Annotated in this window: 19 protein-coding genes; 6 read left to right on the plus strand and 13 right to left on the minus strand. The window is 36.1% G+C overall.

Annotation, left to right across the window (positions count from 1 at the left end; all coding sequences use genetic code 11):
* Positions 1-106: 106 nt before the first annotated feature.
* On the minus strand, positions 107-634 hold the full coding sequence (locus tag GFU89_RS13565; RefSeq protein ID WP_318847631.1) for a hypothetical protein: 528 nt from the start codon (positions 632-634) through the stop codon (positions 107-109).
* Positions 635-826: 192 nt separating this feature from the next.
* On the opposite strand from GFU89_RS13565, the gene mnmA reads away from it, so the two are divergent.
* Positions 827-2,014, plus strand: coding sequence for a tRNA 2-thiouridine(34) synthase MnmA (gene mnmA, locus GFU89_RS13570; RefSeq protein ID WP_318847632.1), 1,188 nt, complete (start codon positions 827-829; stop codon positions 2,012-2,014).
* A gap of 147 nt (positions 2,015-2,161) precedes the next feature.
* Positions 2,162-2,362 (plus strand): hypothetical protein, encoded by a 201-nt coding sequence (locus tag GFU89_RS13575; protein ID WP_318847633.1) that lies wholly within the window; start codon positions 2,162-2,164, stop codon positions 2,360-2,362.
* A gap of 70 nt (positions 2,363-2,432) precedes the next feature.
* On the opposite strand, the gene GFU89_RS13580 is transcribed toward GFU89_RS13575, so the two are convergent.
* Both GFU89_RS13580 and GFU89_RS13585 read right to left on the minus strand, forming a co-directional pair.
* A complete protein-coding gene (locus tag GFU89_RS13580) occupies positions 2,433-2,783 on the minus strand; it encodes a hypothetical protein (RefSeq protein ID WP_318847634.1) in 351 nt (116 codons plus the stop codon).
* Positions 2,784-2,796: 13 nt separating this feature from the next.
* Positions 2,797-3,534 carry a hypothetical protein gene (locus GFU89_RS13585; RefSeq protein ID WP_318847635.1) on the minus strand — a complete coding sequence of 246 codons (738 nt, stop codon included), beginning with the start codon at positions 3,532-3,534 and terminating at the stop codon, positions 2,797-2,799.
* A gap of 139 nt (positions 3,535-3,673) precedes the next feature.
* On the opposite strand from GFU89_RS13585, the gene GFU89_RS13590 reads away from it, so the two are divergent.
* From GFU89_RS13590 to GFU89_RS13600, 3 genes are all read left to right on the plus strand, one after another.
* On the plus strand, positions 3,674-4,570 hold the full coding sequence (locus tag GFU89_RS13590; protein WP_318847636.1) for a hypothetical protein: 897 nt from the start codon (positions 3,674-3,676) through the stop codon (positions 4,568-4,570).
* A gap of 89 nt (positions 4,571-4,659) precedes the next feature.
* A complete protein-coding gene (locus tag GFU89_RS13595; protein WP_318847637.1) occupies positions 4,660-4,857 on the plus strand; it encodes a hypothetical protein in 198 nt (65 codons plus the stop codon).
* A 161-nt stretch (positions 4,858-5,018) separates the two neighbouring features.
* Positions 5,019-6,245 (plus strand): DUF6051 family protein, encoded by a 1,227-nt coding sequence (locus tag GFU89_RS13600; protein ID WP_318847638.1) that lies wholly within the window; start codon positions 5,019-5,021, stop codon positions 6,243-6,245.
* Positions 6,246-6,357: 112 nt separating this feature from the next.
* Here the strand turns inward: GFU89_RS13600 and GFU89_RS13605 are convergent, their stop codons facing one another.
* From GFU89_RS13605 to GFU89_RS13650, 10 genes are all read right to left on the minus strand, one after another.
* A complete protein-coding gene (locus tag GFU89_RS13605; RefSeq protein ID WP_318847639.1) occupies positions 6,358-7,101 on the minus strand; it encodes a LytTR family DNA-binding domain-containing protein in 744 nt (247 codons plus the stop codon).
* Between the two features lie 60 nt (positions 7,102-7,161).
* On the minus strand, positions 7,162-7,434 hold the full coding sequence (locus GFU89_RS13610) for a 2TM domain-containing protein (protein WP_318847640.1): 273 nt from the start codon (positions 7,432-7,434) through the stop codon (positions 7,162-7,164).
* A 31-nt stretch (positions 7,435-7,465) separates the two neighbouring features.
* Positions 7,466-7,762 (minus strand): 2TM domain-containing protein, encoded by a 297-nt coding sequence (locus GFU89_RS13615; RefSeq protein ID WP_318847641.1) that lies wholly within the window; start codon positions 7,760-7,762, stop codon positions 7,466-7,468.
* A 125-nt stretch (positions 7,763-7,887) separates the two neighbouring features.
* The gene (locus GFU89_RS13620; protein ID WP_318847642.1) at positions 7,888-8,457 is read right to left on the minus strand and encodes an isoprenylcysteine carboxylmethyltransferase family protein; all 570 of its coding nucleotides are present in this window, start codon (positions 8,455-8,457) and stop codon (positions 7,888-7,890) included.
* 53 nt (positions 8,458-8,510) lie between these two features.
* Entirely contained in the window at positions 8,511-8,816 is a 306-nt protein-coding gene (locus GFU89_RS13625) for a 2TM domain-containing protein (RefSeq protein WP_318847643.1), read from the minus strand.
* A 4-nt stretch (positions 8,817-8,820) separates the two neighbouring features.
* Positions 8,821-10,134: a 2TM domain-containing protein gene (locus tag GFU89_RS13630; protein ID WP_318847644.1), complete on the minus strand. Its 1,314-nt coding sequence runs from the start codon at positions 10,132-10,134 to the stop codon at positions 8,821-8,823.
* Positions 10,135-10,280: 146 nt separating this feature from the next.
* A complete protein-coding gene (locus GFU89_RS13635) occupies positions 10,281-10,940 on the minus strand; it encodes a hypothetical protein (RefSeq protein WP_318847645.1) in 660 nt (219 codons plus the stop codon).
* 50 nt (positions 10,941-10,990) lie between these two features.
* Entirely contained in the window at positions 10,991-13,237 is a 2,247-nt protein-coding gene (locus GFU89_RS13640) for a TonB-dependent receptor (protein ID WP_318847646.1), read from the minus strand.
* Between the two features lie 93 nt (positions 13,238-13,330).
* A complete protein-coding gene (locus tag GFU89_RS13645; RefSeq protein ID WP_318847647.1) occupies positions 13,331-14,233 on the minus strand; it encodes an AraC family transcriptional regulator in 903 nt (300 codons plus the stop codon).
* A gap of 89 nt (positions 14,234-14,322) precedes the next feature.
* Positions 14,323-14,970, minus strand: coding sequence for a 4'-phosphopantetheinyl transferase family protein (locus GFU89_RS13650; RefSeq protein WP_318847648.1), 648 nt, complete (start codon positions 14,968-14,970; stop codon positions 14,323-14,325).
* Between the two features lie 233 nt (positions 14,971-15,203).
* Between GFU89_RS13650 and GFU89_RS13655 the strand changes: the two genes are divergently transcribed.
* Entirely contained in the window at positions 15,204-15,707 is a 504-nt protein-coding gene (locus tag GFU89_RS13655; RefSeq protein ID WP_318847649.1) for a superoxide dismutase family protein, read from the plus strand.
* Positions 15,708-15,731 lie beyond the last annotated feature (24 nt).

Below are 15,731 nucleotides of genomic sequence, written 5' to 3' on the forward strand. Positions count from 1 at the left end.
GAATAAATAATTTAATTTCAATAGAAAAGCCCTGGGAAATTTCCCGGGGCTTTTTGTTTTTATAAGTTTTGGCTAAAGACTGTTCCTGGTTGACACAATCACAAGATTAAAGTCCCACCACAAATCCGATATTCGGGATCAGGCCGCTTGAAAATACACTTGAATTTTGCTTCCAAAGCACATTATACATTAATCCGAGCTGCATAAAAGAATTATTCCCGATTCTCTGCATATATCCTCCTCCAAGATACAACGCGTTTTCTTCTGTATTGAATTTATAATCAAAGTTTTTATCCTTGTAATCAACAAAATAGTGCTGATAGTTTGCCCCCACATAAAATGATCTGGCAAAATAATAATTGACAAACGGACCTACTCCAAACATGGTAGATTTATAATAATCGGAAGTCTGCCAGGATACACTTCCTACAACCCCTGCTTCAAGATCATCCGTAAGTCTGTATCCCACTCTTGGTGAAGCAGACAGATTAAAAGCACTGTTACTCCCGAATCCTAATCCGATTCCTCCTCCAAACGTCCATTTGCTGCTTTCCTGTGGCTGGGTGCCCACTGAAACCTGGGAAAATGCTAAACCTGAGATGATCAGCATCATTGAAATAATACTCTTTTTCATATGTAGATATTTTTTGTTTTGATGATATTTGCACACTCCTATCACTTGTTATGGTGCCTTATGATAGGATTTAGTACTACTATCGTTTTTATCAATGTTTAAAATTATGGTTTTTTTACGAATATATTTAGTTGTATTTTTGCCGCATCAAACTAAGAACTCCCGTTAAGAGTTTCGTAAAATTGAAATACAATGAAAATAGTAGTAGGCCTCTCCGGAGGTGTAGATTCTAGTGTTGCAGCGTATTTACTGCAGCAGCAAGGCCATGAAGTAGTGGCCTTGTTTATGAGAAACTGGAACGATGCTTCCGTAACTCTGGAAGATGAATGTCCATGGATTGAGGACAGTAATGATGCCCTTATGGTGGCACAGAAGCTTGGGATTCCTTTCCAGGTGATAGACATGAGTGACCTTTACAAGGAACGTATTGTGGACTATATGTTTGCAGAATATCAAAAAGGAAGAACTCCCAACCCGGATGTATTGTGTAACAGAGAAGTAAAATTCGATGTTTTTATGAAGACCGCAATGTCATTAGGAGCAGATAAGGTGGCAACAGGCCATTATGCAAGGGTAGATTCTACTTTTGATGAAAACGGGAAAGAAATTTTCCACCTTCTTGCCGGAAAAGACAACAATAAAGACCAGTCTTATTTCCTTTGTCAGCTAAGTCAGGATCAACTTTCAAAAGCGCTATTTCCTATCGGAGAACTTACAAAACCTCAGGTAAGAGAAATCGCGAAAGAGATCGGATTGGTAACTGCAGATAAAAAAGATTCTCAGGGATTATGTTTTATCGGGAAAGTAAGCCTGCCACAGTTTTTACAGCAGCAATTAAAATCTAACGAAGGAGAAATCGTAGAAATTTTCAAAGATTCACCCTTATTTTCTGAAGAAAAACCGGAACTCGCTTCTAAAGAAGAAGAGCTTGAGTTTTTATCAAGAAAAATCGATTATAAAAAATCTGACGGAAAAGTAATCGGGAAACATCAGGGAGCCCAGTTTTTTACGATCGGACAAAGCAAAGGCCTTGGAATAGGCGGGCACAAAGAAAGCTGTTTTATTGTCTCCAGAGAGATGGAAAACAATATCATTTTCGTAGGAGAAGGAAGCCACTTCCCTGGACTTCACAAAAAAGCATTGAAAATTGATAATTCTGAATTGCATTGGGTACGCGAAGACATGAAACTTCAGAATGGTGAATCTATGGAAGTAATGTCCAGATTCAGATACAGACAGTCTTTACAGAAAGCAACCTTGTATCAGTTTGAAAATGCATTATATATTGAGTTTGATGAACTTCAGTCTGCTATTGCAGAAGGACAGTTTGCTTCATGGTATATTGATGAGGAACTTATCGGAAGTGGTGTAATTGCGTAAAGGATTCGAAGTTCGTGTTTCGGAAATATCGGAGTATGGATTTGAAGATGCCGGAGTTTTTTTAAAAGAAAATATTTTTTTTAAAATTTTTCTGTAACGTTTTTTAAGTTGTCTTACTTACTGACTAAATAACAATAAAAAACTACTATGAAAACAACGACAAGAAACCAATATGCTTATGTAAACAATATCCTGATCTCAGTTGTATCTGCTGTTTTTGGATATAACCTTTATCAGGCAATTGTACATCCGGAAAGCTCGAATATCGGCATCAGTCTCATTTTAGTGGTGATCACCTCCATTATGGTTCGAAAATATGGTTACAAGCCCATAAAAGAAAAAAAGTAAGAGATTTGATCTCAATACCTTATTATAAAGCCCGGAACAGTTTTGTTTCGGGTTTGTTTTTATGAAACAATTACTTCGTTTTCTTGTTGACATGGCTCATGATAAGAAACACTGCCACAATACATTCCAGAATTAAAATCAGACTCAAAAATCCTACTGGTTTTCCCAATATGATTCCTCTTATCAGTTTTATAATTCCCAATAAAAAAATAAAGCCTGTGAAATAAAATGTAGTTTTCGAAAGGGGTTCCCTCAACGAATTTAAAATAAAGATTGAAGCATAGAATCCGAGAACCAGGATAAGATAAAATTTCAAAAAGTCTGGTCCTTTAAGAATAAGAGGATTGAATGTCTGACATACTGCGAAAAGCCATATAAAGCTTACTACAGCGGGAATTGAATGAATGATTAGTTTTTTCATGTTGATTGTTTTTTTATCCACCACAACCGCCACAACCACCACCGCAGCCGCCACCACAACTACTTCCTCCGCTGCAGCTGGATCCTCCACAGCTTCCTCCTCCTCCATCACTGCTTTGCTTATCTTTTCTATTAGGATCAGAAACGTCACTTCCTCCTATGATTGATGTTATTGTTCCCAAAATAAAAATAATGGCAAAAACCACTGCTGTGACCAGCAATCCAGTGAAGCCACCTCCTTCTGAACAAGAGAACAACAGCAGTAAAATAAAGATCGGAGCAAAAAAAGCCATTTTTCTCATCCAGAGCCTTAGTTTAGATTTTTTCCTCTCTCTTTTCCAGATTTCTTCAGGTGCTTCCTGCTGAAATACATTCCTGTAGCCTGACATTGTATCCTCAAACCAATTTTCATGTTTCACTCTCTCTGTACTTCCACCTTGAGAAGGATGATGATGAAGCGCTCTTTTTAAAATATTCGGACAGAATTCTTCCCAATAATTCTGGGTATAGATCAGGTGCATATGCCATACTTTATCTACTATTTCGCTGGGAGAAGCTCCGTTGGGAAGAATACAGCAGAGATAGACAAACTTTTTATATTCCTCAATTGCTTTTTTTGCAAAATCAAGACTCCAGCTTTCTTCTTTTGCCAGTTTTTTTGAAAAAGGAAAAGCTGCGCCGGGAGCATCCAGAGAAAATCCCTGTATTCGGGTCCAGAGAGATTCGTCTTTTAATAACATTCTTGTTTCCATTGTTTTAAATTTTGTTTTTCTATTCAAATATCAATGGATTTTAAAATATAAAAATCTCTCAAAAGTCTTTTTTGGCTTGATTAAAATCTTAAATTAGTCTTATAAAACTAACATTAATCTGACCATAAAAAATAAACAGATGAAAAAGGAAGATATACTGCATCTTGAGAAGCTCATGAACTTCTTAAGCCGTCATTTTTTAAAGAAAAATCATTGGGAAGATGTCACCAAAACCGAATGGTCTTACATCAGCGCAGAACTCAACGACCTCATTATCAGTGATCATTCAGAGAAAGAAATAAAAAAAGATCCGGATCTTCTGGGAACTAATTACCTGTATGAGCATCTGATCATCAATAAACTGAAAAAATTCAGACAGAATGAAAATGCAGTTCTGAGCAGACCCAACCTCGCCAAACTGAGTCTTATTGTAAAAGTTCTGGGCTACTCCAATTATATAGATTTCATCAATTCCACTACGGAATCGTTCAACTTTAATGACCTGAGGATTGATATGAATAATGTAAATCTGAATACGGCACTTTTAGACCGTTTAGTGGGCTGTTGGTATTCTTATAACAGAAATCTACCTGACAATCCTTTAATGGCAAAAGAAGACCGCATATGGCGCTCAGCAATGGAAATTTATAAGTCGGAGACAACCGGAGAATATTTTATTGAACGAAGCGGCGGCGACAAGCATAAGTATTTTGGTAAAGTAACGGCTTATTCCGACTATATTTTTATCATCATGAACAGCAATACTTTTATCCGTCAGCGTCATTTTATTTCAAGAATAAAAGATATTAAAGAAAAGCTTAAGAATCCGGAATATAAACTCCACGAAATCCACTTCATAAGCACCTGTATAAGTTTCAATCAGGAACCGATAGCCTTATTTGAAATCTTCCGGAAAGCAGACAGAAAAAACTTTATTTCAGACTCTATCAGCTTACCTATTGACAGCGATGAAATTCCTGAATCTATCCTTAAACAACTTGAAGATACTGAATCTAACAGAATTGATTACAGATAGATACCAAATCTGAAATAAAAAAATAAAATTGTTGTAACGTATTTTGAATTGTCATACTTACTGGATAAATAACAATAAAAAATATCATTATGAAAACAACGATTAAAAACCAATATGCGTCCGCCAATAACGCTCTTATCTTTTTCGTCTCAATGCTTGTAGGATATAATATCTACCAGGAAATCTTTCATCCCGAAAAAGCTGATCTCATCTTATGTCTTATCATGATCGTCCTTACAGCAGTTACCCTACAGAAATATGGTAAAAAAGCTGACACAGAAGAATAAACATCCTTATCAATTTATATATCTATTACCCCGGAATAAGATTATTCCGGGGTATATTTTGTCTTATGCCAAGAATACATTTAACCCTTAAAAATCAATAGATTACTGTAATAATTCTCTAAATTGATAGTTCTAAATAATAACCCTTCAATTGTCTTGCTATGGAATATTATGAATTGTATAAAGTTTTGAAAAGTCATTTTGATTCCGGAAAAGAAAGGGTTGAAATAAAAGAATTGAACGTAACCATTGAATCTGTTCCTTTTGAATCGAAAGTTTCTGATCTGCTTTATGGTTCGAAACATCAACATTGCAGCAAACATGAGCAATCACTTGAAATCAACGAAAAAAGCTATCTACTTTACGGTCAGCCTGCTGTAGATATCAAGGATTTCGATATTGAATGCAATAACAGATTTACCTATTATATCCTGAAGAACACAGATATAGAAACTGCCAAAGGATGTATCTTTTTCTTTCATGGCCTGAATGAAAAGAAATGGGACAAATATCTACCATGGGCATATGAACTGGCCCAAAGAACACAGAAAGCCATTATTCTGTTTCCTATTGCTTTTCATATGGATCGTGCAGAGCCTATCTGGAGTGACCGCCATCACATGATGGAAGTGGTTCGTTTCAGGAAGAAAAAATATCCGGAAAACATGAATTTCTCCTATGTAAATGCTGCAATAAGTTCAAGGCTGGAAGCACATCCGCAAAGGATTTTCTGGTCCGGGCTGCAGACTTATTCCGACATTACTGAAGTGGTAAAAGACATTAAAAACGATAAAATAAAAGGGATTTCCCCGGAAGCTGACCTGGATTTATTTGGATATTCTATTGGATCTTTTCTTTCAATGATCATTAAAATGGCAGATCCTAACCGTTATTTTACCCAGTCTAAAGTTTTCTGTTTTTGTGGTGGAATGACTATCGACCGCATGTTTCCGATCTCCAAATACATCATGGATACACAGGCAACCATTAAAATGCAGTCTGTCTTCACTGAACTCCTGAGTTCTGATTTTAAATCAGATACCCGTCTGAAACATTATCAGAATGAAGATCTTCACCCGCAGGAAAGCTGGTTCAAAAAAATGCTTCGCTACAATTATTTTCAAAAGGAAAGGGAAGAAAGAATTCATGAAATTCAGTCCCAGATAAAGGCGTATGTATTGGAAAAAGACAGTGTTGCCCCTCCAATGGAAGCATTGAATACTTTACGCGGAGGCTACAGGAATATAAATGTAGATGTAGAAATCCGAGATTTCCCATATGAATATTCCCATATGGTTCCGTTTCCTCTTGCTCACAAGCATAAAAAAGCAGTTACAGAAGCTTTTCACCAGTTTGTACAATCTGCAAGTAACTTTTACAACTCCTGATTATTCCTGTTTCAGGTATAAAAAAGGGAAAGGAACAGTTTAAAAATCAATAATATAAGATCCATGGTGTTTGTTTTTGTATGATGAGGAAGTTAAAATTCTTCCTTGTTTATCAACTGACCAGCCAATCTTTGAAATCTTTGACGCGGTCTCTGCTTACCGTAATTTCTTCTTCAGGCTGAAACTCCATATCCACTTTATAGTAAGGCGATGTATGGATATTTTTAATATAATCTGAACTTACAATAAACTGTCTGTTTACGCGGAAAAACTTTTTCTCATCCAGAACATCTTCCAGCTCATCAAGCGTAAAATCTGATGGATAGGTGCGGTCTTCCGTCTGAAGGTAAACGATTTTATTTTCACTGAAAAAACAGCTTATTTCCTGAGTCTGGATAATTTTAAGGTTGTACCCTATTTTTACCAGAACTCTGGACAGTGTAGATTTCTCTTTTCTGATCAGCTGCTTGATATCCTGAGAGCCATTGGTATTATTGGCAGGAATGAAGGATTTAAACTTTTCCACCGCTCCTTCCAGATCTTCATCAAGAATGGGTTTTAAAAGATAATCAATGCTGTTCAGCTTAAATGCTTTCAAAGTATACTGATCAAAAGCTGTGGTATAGATGATAAATCCTTTTGTCGGAATTTTTTCAAAGATATCGAAAGACAGCCCGTCACCTAAAACAATATCAGAAAATATCAGTTGCGGATGTTCATTTTCAGAAAACCAGGCCACTCCTTCTTCTACAGATTCTATTTTCGCAACAATCTCAATTTCAGGAAAATTACTCAGCATACGTTCTAATTTTCTTGAAGCAGGTTTTTCGTCTTCTATAATGACAGTTTTGATCATTGAGCTTTAATTTTGGTTTTTAGATTTTAGGAAATAAAGTTAGATAAAAGCGGACATATTTTAATATTTTATTGGCTTTTTCTCTTTCTCAAGCTCCTTTTCAATCATATTTCTTTCCCATTCGGAATCAAAAAGAAATAGTTTTGCGGCTTTTATAAGAATAATGAACCCCCAGATTGCAAGGATGGTATATCTGTCAAACAATCGAAAATTAATCTTTTCGCCAAAAATATCATCAGGAATGATAAGAGCAGCAAAAATTGCAAATATAAAAAGGCTTTTATAGAATTTTCTAATGCTGTTTGTTCTTGTAGAAGCAGTTTCGTAGTCCATAATCGTATAAGTTTTTAGTTATGATTATTTTTTAGAATGTTTTTATTTTCCCTTTCTCATCTTTCTCCATCAGTTCTTTTATTTTTTTTTCTTCCCAGTTTTTTCCAATTCCAAATACGCTTATCGCATGAAACGCAAGTCCTATTCCCCAACCCAGCGCCGGCCAAAAAAACCAGAAGTGCCCGGGAGCTGTCATAAGGTTCAATAGTGCTAAAAATGGAATAATGATACAATAAGAAGTAAGGTTTCCATAAAACTCTTTTAATTCTTTTACTCTTCTTGAAGCTTTTCTGTAAGCAATGGTCTCTTTATTTGGTAAAATTTCCATAATATTTTGTTTTAAAAGGTTAATTTGTTTTTTTCTTGAATCAAAGGTAGGTCAGGAAAAGGCTTCAAATCAATTTTATATTACCGAATGGTAGATTATGCTATCCGAATCGTAAAAAGGGGTAATTAATAGATAAATGGGATCAGTTTCTTTGTGTTTTTTCTGTATTCAAGATATTCATCCCCGAACTGTTCTACCAAGGCCTGCTCTTCGATCTTAATCCTGTAGACAAAAGCTAAAAACGGAGGTACAAAAGCAAAGACTAATGACAGCCAGTTATTCAGATACAAACCAAGTCCAAGAGAGGTGAGCAGAGAGAAGGCGTAAGAAGGATGTCTCAGGTATTTATAAAACCCTTCCTTTTTGATTTTATGATCCTGTCTGATGGTAACATCTACCGTAAAATATTTTCCCAGAGATCTGATGATCATATATCTGAAAATAATCCCGATAAGAATAAAAAGCTCTCCCAGATAAAGAATCCAGCTTCCATCAACAATCATAAAATGAGTATTATAAGATATGAATATCGAACTCATTATAGAAAAAGGAATGGCAAGCCATAGAATATTCAAGGTTGATTTATCTTTGTTCTTTTGATCCTCTTTACCGGATTTCAGCATGTTTTTGTAAAGAAATTCAGTGACAAACCAAGCTCCCATTGAAATGTAGAACAAAGTTGATAAAGTGTTCATTTATAATTAGTTTTTAAGGTTAAAAGTGTTGTGATTAAAAATTGGTAATTCCTTTACTGATCTTTCTGTTTATTCATCAGTTCTTTAACTTTCTTATCTTCCCATTTCCTGATAAAATTAACACGGGGTAAAAAAACGGTGAGAGCATGTGCTGCAAGTCCTATTCCCCAGAAAGTGGCTGTAAAAAAGTTTTTAAACTGAAAATAACTTTCACCAGGTTTCAGGTTCATACAATTATACACAACAATCATTGCGTTCACTGCGATATAAGCGAATAAATGCCCGTAAAATCCTCTTAATCTTTCTACCTGTCTTCTGGCACGTTGGTATTCAATATCATTTTCGTCAAATCTTTCCATTGCTTTATTTTTTTTGTTTGTTCATAATTTCACGAATCTTCTTTTCCTGCCATGATTCTCCTACTCCAAACACCTGAAAGGCATGGGAAGCAACCCCAATTCCCCATCCCAGTACCGGAAACCAAAACCAATGATTTCTGCTGCTTGTAAAAAGATTGATAAAGATCAAAAAGGAGCAGACGGTGCAGTAAGAAATAAGATTCATATAGAATCCTTTTATTTCTTTTACCCTTTTTTGTGCACGCTTGTAAGCTACGGAATCATCTTCAGGTTTTGCACTGGAAATATGTGGCTTAGCCAAAAGCATCGGCAGTTTTACTTTAAAATGATCTTCAGATTTTTCTATGAAGACATTTCGATCGGTAAGCAGAGAGTAACGCTGTACAATATTTGAAAGACCAATTCCTGAACTTTCTTTAATCTGCTCTCTTACCTGTAAGTTGTTTTCAATCCAAAGTGTGTTTCCGTCTGAAAAAATTCTAATGGTCAAAGGTTTTGATGATGTCGCGAAATTATGCTTGATACAGTTCTCCAACAGCAGCTGCAAAGACAGTGGAACAACATATTTCTGGTAGTCTTCTTTGGCAACATCAAAAGTAAAATCTACACTGTCTTCAAACCTTGTTTTCAAAAGGTCACAATAGGTTTTTGCAAATTCTATTTCATCTTCCACCGTTACCAGTTCTTTATCTTTCTGTTCAAGTACATAGCGATAAATCTTTGACATTGAAGCGGTAAACTTCTGAGCCTGTCGTGGATTCTCATCGATCAATGAACTTAAAACATTCAGAGAGTTGAAAAGAAAATGAGGATCCAGCTGATTCTTTAAGCTTTCAAACTGTGCATTTGCTGATTTGGCGATAAGCTTCTGCTCTACCACTTCTTTTCTGGAAGTCTTTTTCAGTTCTTCCATGAAGCTTTTTGCATGAAGGAAAGCAGAAATCAGTAGAGCAATATTGATCATAAACCAATTGGTTACTCCATATTTTGCAGAGAAGAACTCTTGTATGGTAGCCGTTTTCTGAATCACAACATAGTTCATATAATTACAGAAATAGACCAGAATAAAGTTCCCGATGATGATGGAAACAATACTTAAGACCGCTCTTGTACGCGTTGTTTCTGACCAGGGAAATTTCTTATTCAGGAATTCATTGATGAATCCGTTTCCAAATCCCAGTACAAAAGAATACATGGTAGAAAGAAGCAGTGTGATCAGAAAATTCTGCAAAGTCTTTTCATTATTAAAAAACAAAAAGAAAAACAATGTGGTTCCTAATGACGTCCAAAGTAATATTCTAAAGTATTTACGTTTCATGATCTGCTTTATTGACTCAAAATTAGTTTTTATTAAAGGTATCAAAAATTAATTCTTACCGAAGGGCTTATTTTCTTCCCTGAACGGTATTAAAAAAACCTTCACGAATGAAGGTTGATTGTTATGCGGAAATTAGATCAGGAGATCTATTTTGCTTTTTCTGCAGGAAGGCTAAGGAAATAATCGGCTTCTCCTTTTCCCCAGTTAGGATCTAAAGCTGTTTTAGGTTTGTAGGCCTTAAATTTTGCCTGTGTATCTTTGAACATTTCCAATCCTTTGGTTTTGCTGCCTCCATACTGTTCAGGAGTAAAATAAACATCCTCTGCTTTGATAAGGGCTATTCTTGGATTTGCCGGCTCTAATTTTTCTGCAGCAGTAAGTTCTTCAGCAGCTCTGGCACCATCAGTCATATAACGTTGTGCCGGATTTACCATCATTCTCAGGGAATAAGACATTTTTCTCAACAGGTGAATTTCTGCATTATCTGCTCCGGCAAGGTTCTGTGCCATTGAAAGCTGTTTTTCAGCCTGATCTGCGATAGCATCCAGTTCCTGCATTTTTCCGTCTCTCATCAAGGTTCTTCCTTTCTGGATATAAGAAAATGCCGCATAGTATGCCGGAAGCCATTTTGTGCTTTCTTTACTTCCAATTCTCTGGAAATCATTGGCCAGAGTCTGGAAATCCTCTGCTGTTTTGCAGGCTTCAATTCTTCCTATTTTTTCGGCCATTATTTTGTCGTAATCTGCCTGTGCAAAAGCTGTTAAGCTCACAAAAGCTAAAGCAAAGCTTAAAAGGTATTTTTTCATAATATTAAATTTTAAAAGTTAGTCTATTTGTTTGTCCTAAGATATGTTTTTTATAAATTATTGTTGATGGCATCATCCGTTTTATCTACTCCAAAGCTTATAAATGCTCCTATGAACACAAAAGTATTGACAGGTGGCACCACAGCAGAACTTCTGGATCCGTCCGAAGAGAAATTATAGCCATAGACATTCTTTGATCCTAAAATATTGCTGACGCTCAATACAAATACCGGAAAAGCTTTCGCATCTTTTTTACCAATATTAGGAAGATAATTGATACTGAAATTCAAAGCATTATAATCTTTTAATCTCCCTTCATTTCTTGTATAATTAACTGCTTTTCCATTTTCAAAGGTAGAGGCAATGTCGTAATAAGGACGTCCCTTTGCATAGGTATATGATAAGTTTACCCCAAGCTTCCATTCCGGAATAAATCTTTTTGCCACTGCAGAAAGAGTGTGTTCAGCGGCAAAACTTGGCTGCAGGCTAACCGGATAGTTAAGAAAATCTCTTTTGGAATCCAGGTAGGAGTAACTGATCCAGTAATCAATATTTTCAAACATTTTTTTATTGTCTCTCCAGAAAAATTCTACCCCTTTTGCATAGCCGTATCCACTATTATTTAATGCGGACTGAGTCTGTTGATTTTGCTCTTTATTCTGGTTAACATTAAATGTTTTAATCAGCTGGTCATATTTTTTATAAAATGCTTCAAAACGCAGCGTTCTCCCTTCCGAAGCTCTCTGAACCTGAAAAATATAATGCTGAGACTGCTGGAAACCAAGATCTGCAGGGCCATTGATGTATTTACTTTCAGGATTCTGATAGAAAAGACCATAGGCTAAGGAAGTCGTCCAGTCTTTTGCCAAACGGTATGCAATGGCAAAACGGGGGGCAATATTACTCTTTCCTAAAAAGGAAGAATGCTCAGCCCTTACTCCTATTTTCGCTGATAAAGCATTGCTAAATCCCAGATCTGTTTCAAGAAAAGCGGAAGAGATCAAATCTTTATAATGCTTCTGCACTACTTCAAAGTTCAGGTTTTCATCCGTATTATTCAACTCAAATCCTCCTCTCAGAGCACTGATTTTGTTGATTTTTCTTTCAAGAACAGCTTTGAAATTTAAATAGTTCCCATCTGTAAGAAGCTGATTCCTGTTGGATTCAACGTCATTGGTTTCTGTAGAAAAATGAAGATCGGATCTGTTGTAAGAGTATGAACCTCCTACATTCAAAAGGTATTTTCCAAATTTCTGTTTAAAAGAGAGGTTATGAAATGTATTTTTACCGTTAAGCTTTACCAGACTGAAATCATATCCGGGCTCAAGACTTTCTGATCTTACTCCCATTTTATTGGTGTTGAACATTCCGTAATATTTGAAAAAGCCTCCTGACTTTGTTTTAAATCTGAAATTCAGATCTCCGTTAAGTCCCTGCGGTGCTTCAACAAAGTCTGTATTAAAATTGAAGGTTTTCTGCATCAAAGTTAGAAGAGAATACCCAGCTGTAGCTCCATAAGAATAGTTTTTATTGTCTCCAAGCTTCTGAAATCCAGCGCTCAGGAAAATAGGTGAAATTCCTAAACTGTAAGAACTCTCATCCGGAAGATCAACACTTTCCAGCATCAAAACTCCTGAAAGAGCCTGTCCGTACAGCGCAGAATAACCGCCGCTTGAAAATATATTTCCTTTGAAAAGAGAAGTATTGAACTGATCTCTTCCTGCAATTCCCGGAACAGAGTTGGAAAAATAATTATTGATAAGACTTCCATCCATGAAAATTTTAGATTCCGTACCCGTCCCTCCACGGATGAACAGCCCTTCAGTTCCCCCTACTTTTTGTACTCCCGGAAGGTAAGTCAAGGCTGAAGAAATCTGCCCGTCTGCTCCTGCAGTGGTATAAATATCAATTGGGGAAAGCAGTGCTGTTGCTCTTTTCTTATCGCTTGCTTCAATGGATCCTGCAGAAACCACTACTGCATCAATTTCGCTGATCTGTTCTTTAAGATCAACATTCAAAGAAATTTCCTGATTTTCAATGGAAACTGTTCTTTCCACATTCTCATATTTCGGATGGGCAAATGTGATTGTATGATTTCCTTTTTCCGAAGTTTCAAAAGAAAAATTACCTTGGGCATCTGTGGTTGTACCATCATAGGTATCTTTCAGAGTGACGTTTACTTCACTTACTCCTTTGTTTTTAAAGGAAACTTTTCCTGAGATCTTCACCTGTGAATATCCCATTATGGAAGCAATCAGGAAAATAAGAAACAGTATGTTTTGTCCTTGAGTTTTCATTTTTATTGTTTTCTGGCTCAAAAATAGCATGAAAAATGCCTTTCTGTAAAAAATTTGTTACCGAAAGGCATTCTTTTGCTACCGAATGGGAAATTAGTGAATCGGGATACAAAAATCAACGATCATTTTTCCTTCCGGATGTTCTTTAAAGTTAGAGTGATAGATTTCGTAAGGAAAGGTTCTTCTGGTTGTATAATTGTTTTCATTCATCCATAGAAACAAAGAAACCCAGCATTGCTCGAAGTCATCCAACGTAACTTCACCACTTCCCACAATGTATTTTCCGGCATCTAAGGTTTCAGCAAACACTTCACCCTCCTGCTGCTTCAGTTTTTCATCCAAAAGCATGCAGGCATGGATTCTGACTTTATCAAGAGGGGTAATCTTACAGCTGTCATGATAAACAGCGATCATTTTCACATTCTCCCTTGGAAAAAGATTCTTCTTAATCGCCCAGTCTATTAATACGTTGAAAGAAGATTCTACGTTAGCAATTCCAAGGCTCATTACAGAAGCCAGATTCATTTCCGGCATTTCTTTTACTTCGATTTTTAAATTCATGTTGGTCCAATTTAATAGGTTTTCTATGTTGCAAATGTATTGGCTGAAAACCGTATCAATTTGTCCGTTCTTGCGATGTGTTTGTAAAATCTTGTGAAATTTTTCGGGAGCTGATCTACGAAATTCTGTAGGAGGCAGGCCGTAATATTTTTTGAATGTTTTGCAGAAAGATGAATGGTTCGAAAATCCAAGATTCCAGTAGATATCTTTGATTTCCATATTTTTATGCATGGCCAGATGAAGGGCGCTTTTTTCTATTTTTTTCCTGATGATATAGCTTTGAAGAGTCTCTCCGGTAACGAGCTTAAATATTCTGTGGAAATGAAAGGGCGAATAGGCACTTACCTCTGAAACTTTCTCCAGAGACAAATCCGAATCAATATGATTATCAATATATTGAATTGTTTTTACAATTCGTTTTTTATACTCTTCCAATTCAAAGTTGTTAGTTTACAAAGATATTTTTCCAGAATGAAAATCTGTTGTCTATTATTGCTATTATCAAGATAATCAACTCTTTTTTACTATAGGATATCCGCTTCAAAATGTTTAAAAAGAGGGATTATATTTTTAATCTCAGGATCTGAAGAAGCTACATAACTATGATAATCTTCGTGAATAAAAATCTCTTTTATAAAGAACTTTTCATCTTCAATCGTACATTCGTCATTGATTACTTCAAAAGATTCAAGTGGAAGCATCATTCCTGCTCCGTGCGCTTTTATAACAGCTTCTTTTCTCGTCCAATAAGTGAAGAATCCTTTCATTTTATCCTCAGCATCCTGAATTTCCTGAACCTCATTAGAAGTCATCTGAAATGTAAAATCAAGGTAAGTAACTTTCGGATCATTGTATTCGACATCAATTCCCAAAGGATATTCTGCAATGGCACAGGCAACCAGATCTTTAGAATGCGAGATATTAAAATGAATGTTTTGGTCTTTTAAGTAGGGTTTTTTGTTGGGAAGTACGCCCGTTTCTGCTTCAGGGATGTTATAATAAGTCCTTAATCCATATTGTAAAAGAACCTTTCCCAATAAAGAAAGTTGTGCATCCTGCCATCTTCTGTATTTCAGAATATTTCTTTTATTATCGTCAGAAAAAACAGGCAGATAACGGTCTAGAAGCGACTGATGTCTTTCTTCGCTGATGAATGTATACAGAATAATCATTTTCTATTTCTTCTTTTGATATGGGATAATTACTTTCACGTTAAAAATAAGCTTTTTTTGTCTCTTTTTAAAGCAATACATCTTCTGATCAAAGTTGCAGAATCTGAGGCTGAAACGTATTGAATTTCGGCTGTACTGCGCAATATCTTTTGAAAAAAAGACTGGAATCATAAAGCGCTTTGAAAAATCTTTTATAATTTTAGGGGTAAAATCACTATAAATCATTTAAAAAAATGAAAGTACAAACACTAGCATTATTGGCAGGATTTGCATTTTTAGCAGCTTCATGCGGAACAACAAAAATGTATTCTGTAAATGCCAAAAGCGGAACACAGACAGGCGGAACAGCGAAGTTTACCCAAAACGGAGATGCGGTGACCATGAAGCTGAATGTCACCAACCTTACCCCTGGAATTCATGCAGTACACATTCATGAAAAAGGAGACTGCTCTGCAGCAGACGGAACTTCTACCGGAGGCCACTGGAATCCTTCAAAGAATGATCATGGTAAATGGGGTGCTGAACATTTCCATATGGGAGATATAGGAAACCTGGTGGCTGATCAGAGCGGAACTGCAACATTGACTTTCAAGACAGACAAATGGTGTCTGGGCTGCACAGACGAGTCTAAAAACATCATCGGAAAAGGTCTTATTGTACACGCTGCAGCAGATGATTTCCATACTCAGCCTACCGGAAATGCCGGAGGAAGAGTGGGATGTGTAGAAATTAAGTAACCCCGTTACTCAATAAAAAAAACG

The sequence above is a fragment of the Chryseobacterium sp. JV558 genome (genome assembly GCF_033712365.1).
Lineage (GTDB): Bacteria > Bacteroidota > Bacteroidia > Flavobacteriales > Weeksellaceae > Chryseobacterium.

Bases quoted from the DNA above. Each gene is read 5' to 3' on its own strand.
- GFU89_RS13580 (WP_318847634.1), bottom strand. From the start codon at position 2,783: ATGAAAAAACTAATCATTCATTCAATTCCCGCTGTAGTAAGCTTTATA.
- GFU89_RS13590 (WP_318847636.1), top strand. From the start codon at position 3,674: ATGAAAAAGGAAGATATACTGCATCTTGAGAAGCTCATGAACTTCTTA.
- GFU89_RS13640 (WP_318847646.1), bottom strand. From the start codon at position 13,237: ATGAAAACTCAAGGACAAAACATACTGTTTCTTATTTTCCTGATTGCT.
- mnmA (WP_318847632.1), top strand. From the start codon at position 827: ATGAAAATAGTAGTAGGCCTCTCCGGAGGTGTAGATTCTAGTGTTGCA.
- GFU89_RS13575 (WP_318847633.1), top strand. From the start codon at position 2,162: ATGAAAACAACGACAAGAAACCAATATGCTTATGTAAACAATATCCTG.
- GFU89_RS13610 (WP_318847640.1), bottom strand. From the start codon at position 7,434: ATGGACTACGAAACTGCTTCTACAAGAACAAACAGCATTAGAAAATTC.
- GFU89_RS13615 (WP_318847641.1), bottom strand. From the start codon at position 7,762: ATGGAAATTTTACCAAATAAAGAGACCATTGCTTACAGAAAAGCTTCA.
- GFU89_RS13595 (WP_318847637.1), top strand. From the start codon at position 4,660: ATGAAAACAACGATTAAAAACCAATATGCGTCCGCCAATAACGCTCTT.
- GFU89_RS13620 (WP_318847642.1), bottom strand. From the start codon at position 8,457: ATGAACACTTTATCAACTTTGTTCTACATTTCAATGGGAGCTTGGTTT.
- GFU89_RS13655 (WP_318847649.1), top strand. From the start codon at position 15,204: ATGAAAGTACAAACACTAGCATTATTGGCAGGATTTGCATTTTTAGCA.
- GFU89_RS13635 (WP_318847645.1), bottom strand. From the start codon at position 10,940: ATGAAAAAATACCTTTTAAGCTTTGCTTTAGCTTTTGTGAGCTTAACA.
- GFU89_RS13650 (WP_318847648.1), bottom strand. From the start codon at position 14,970: ATGATTATTCTGTATACATTCATCAGCGAAGAAAGACATCAGTCGCTT.
- GFU89_RS13625 (WP_318847643.1), bottom strand. From the start codon at position 8,816: ATGGAAAGATTTGACGAAAATGATATTGAATACCAACGTGCCAGAAGA.
- GFU89_RS13600 (WP_318847638.1), top strand. From the start codon at position 5,019: ATGGAATATTATGAATTGTATAAAGTTTTGAAAAGTCATTTTGATTCC.
- GFU89_RS13565 (WP_318847631.1), bottom strand. From the start codon at position 634: ATGAAAAAGAGTATTATTTCAATGATGCTGATCATCTCAGGTTTAGCA.
- GFU89_RS13630 (WP_318847644.1), bottom strand. From the start codon at position 10,134: ATGAAACGTAAATACTTTAGAATATTACTTTGGACGTCATTAGGAACC.
- GFU89_RS13585 (WP_318847635.1), bottom strand. From the start codon at position 3,534: ATGGAAACAAGAATGTTATTAAAAGACGAATCTCTCTGGACCCGAATA.
- GFU89_RS13605 (WP_318847639.1), bottom strand. From the start codon at position 7,101: ATGATCAAAACTGTCATTATAGAAGACGAAAAACCTGCTTCAAGAAAA.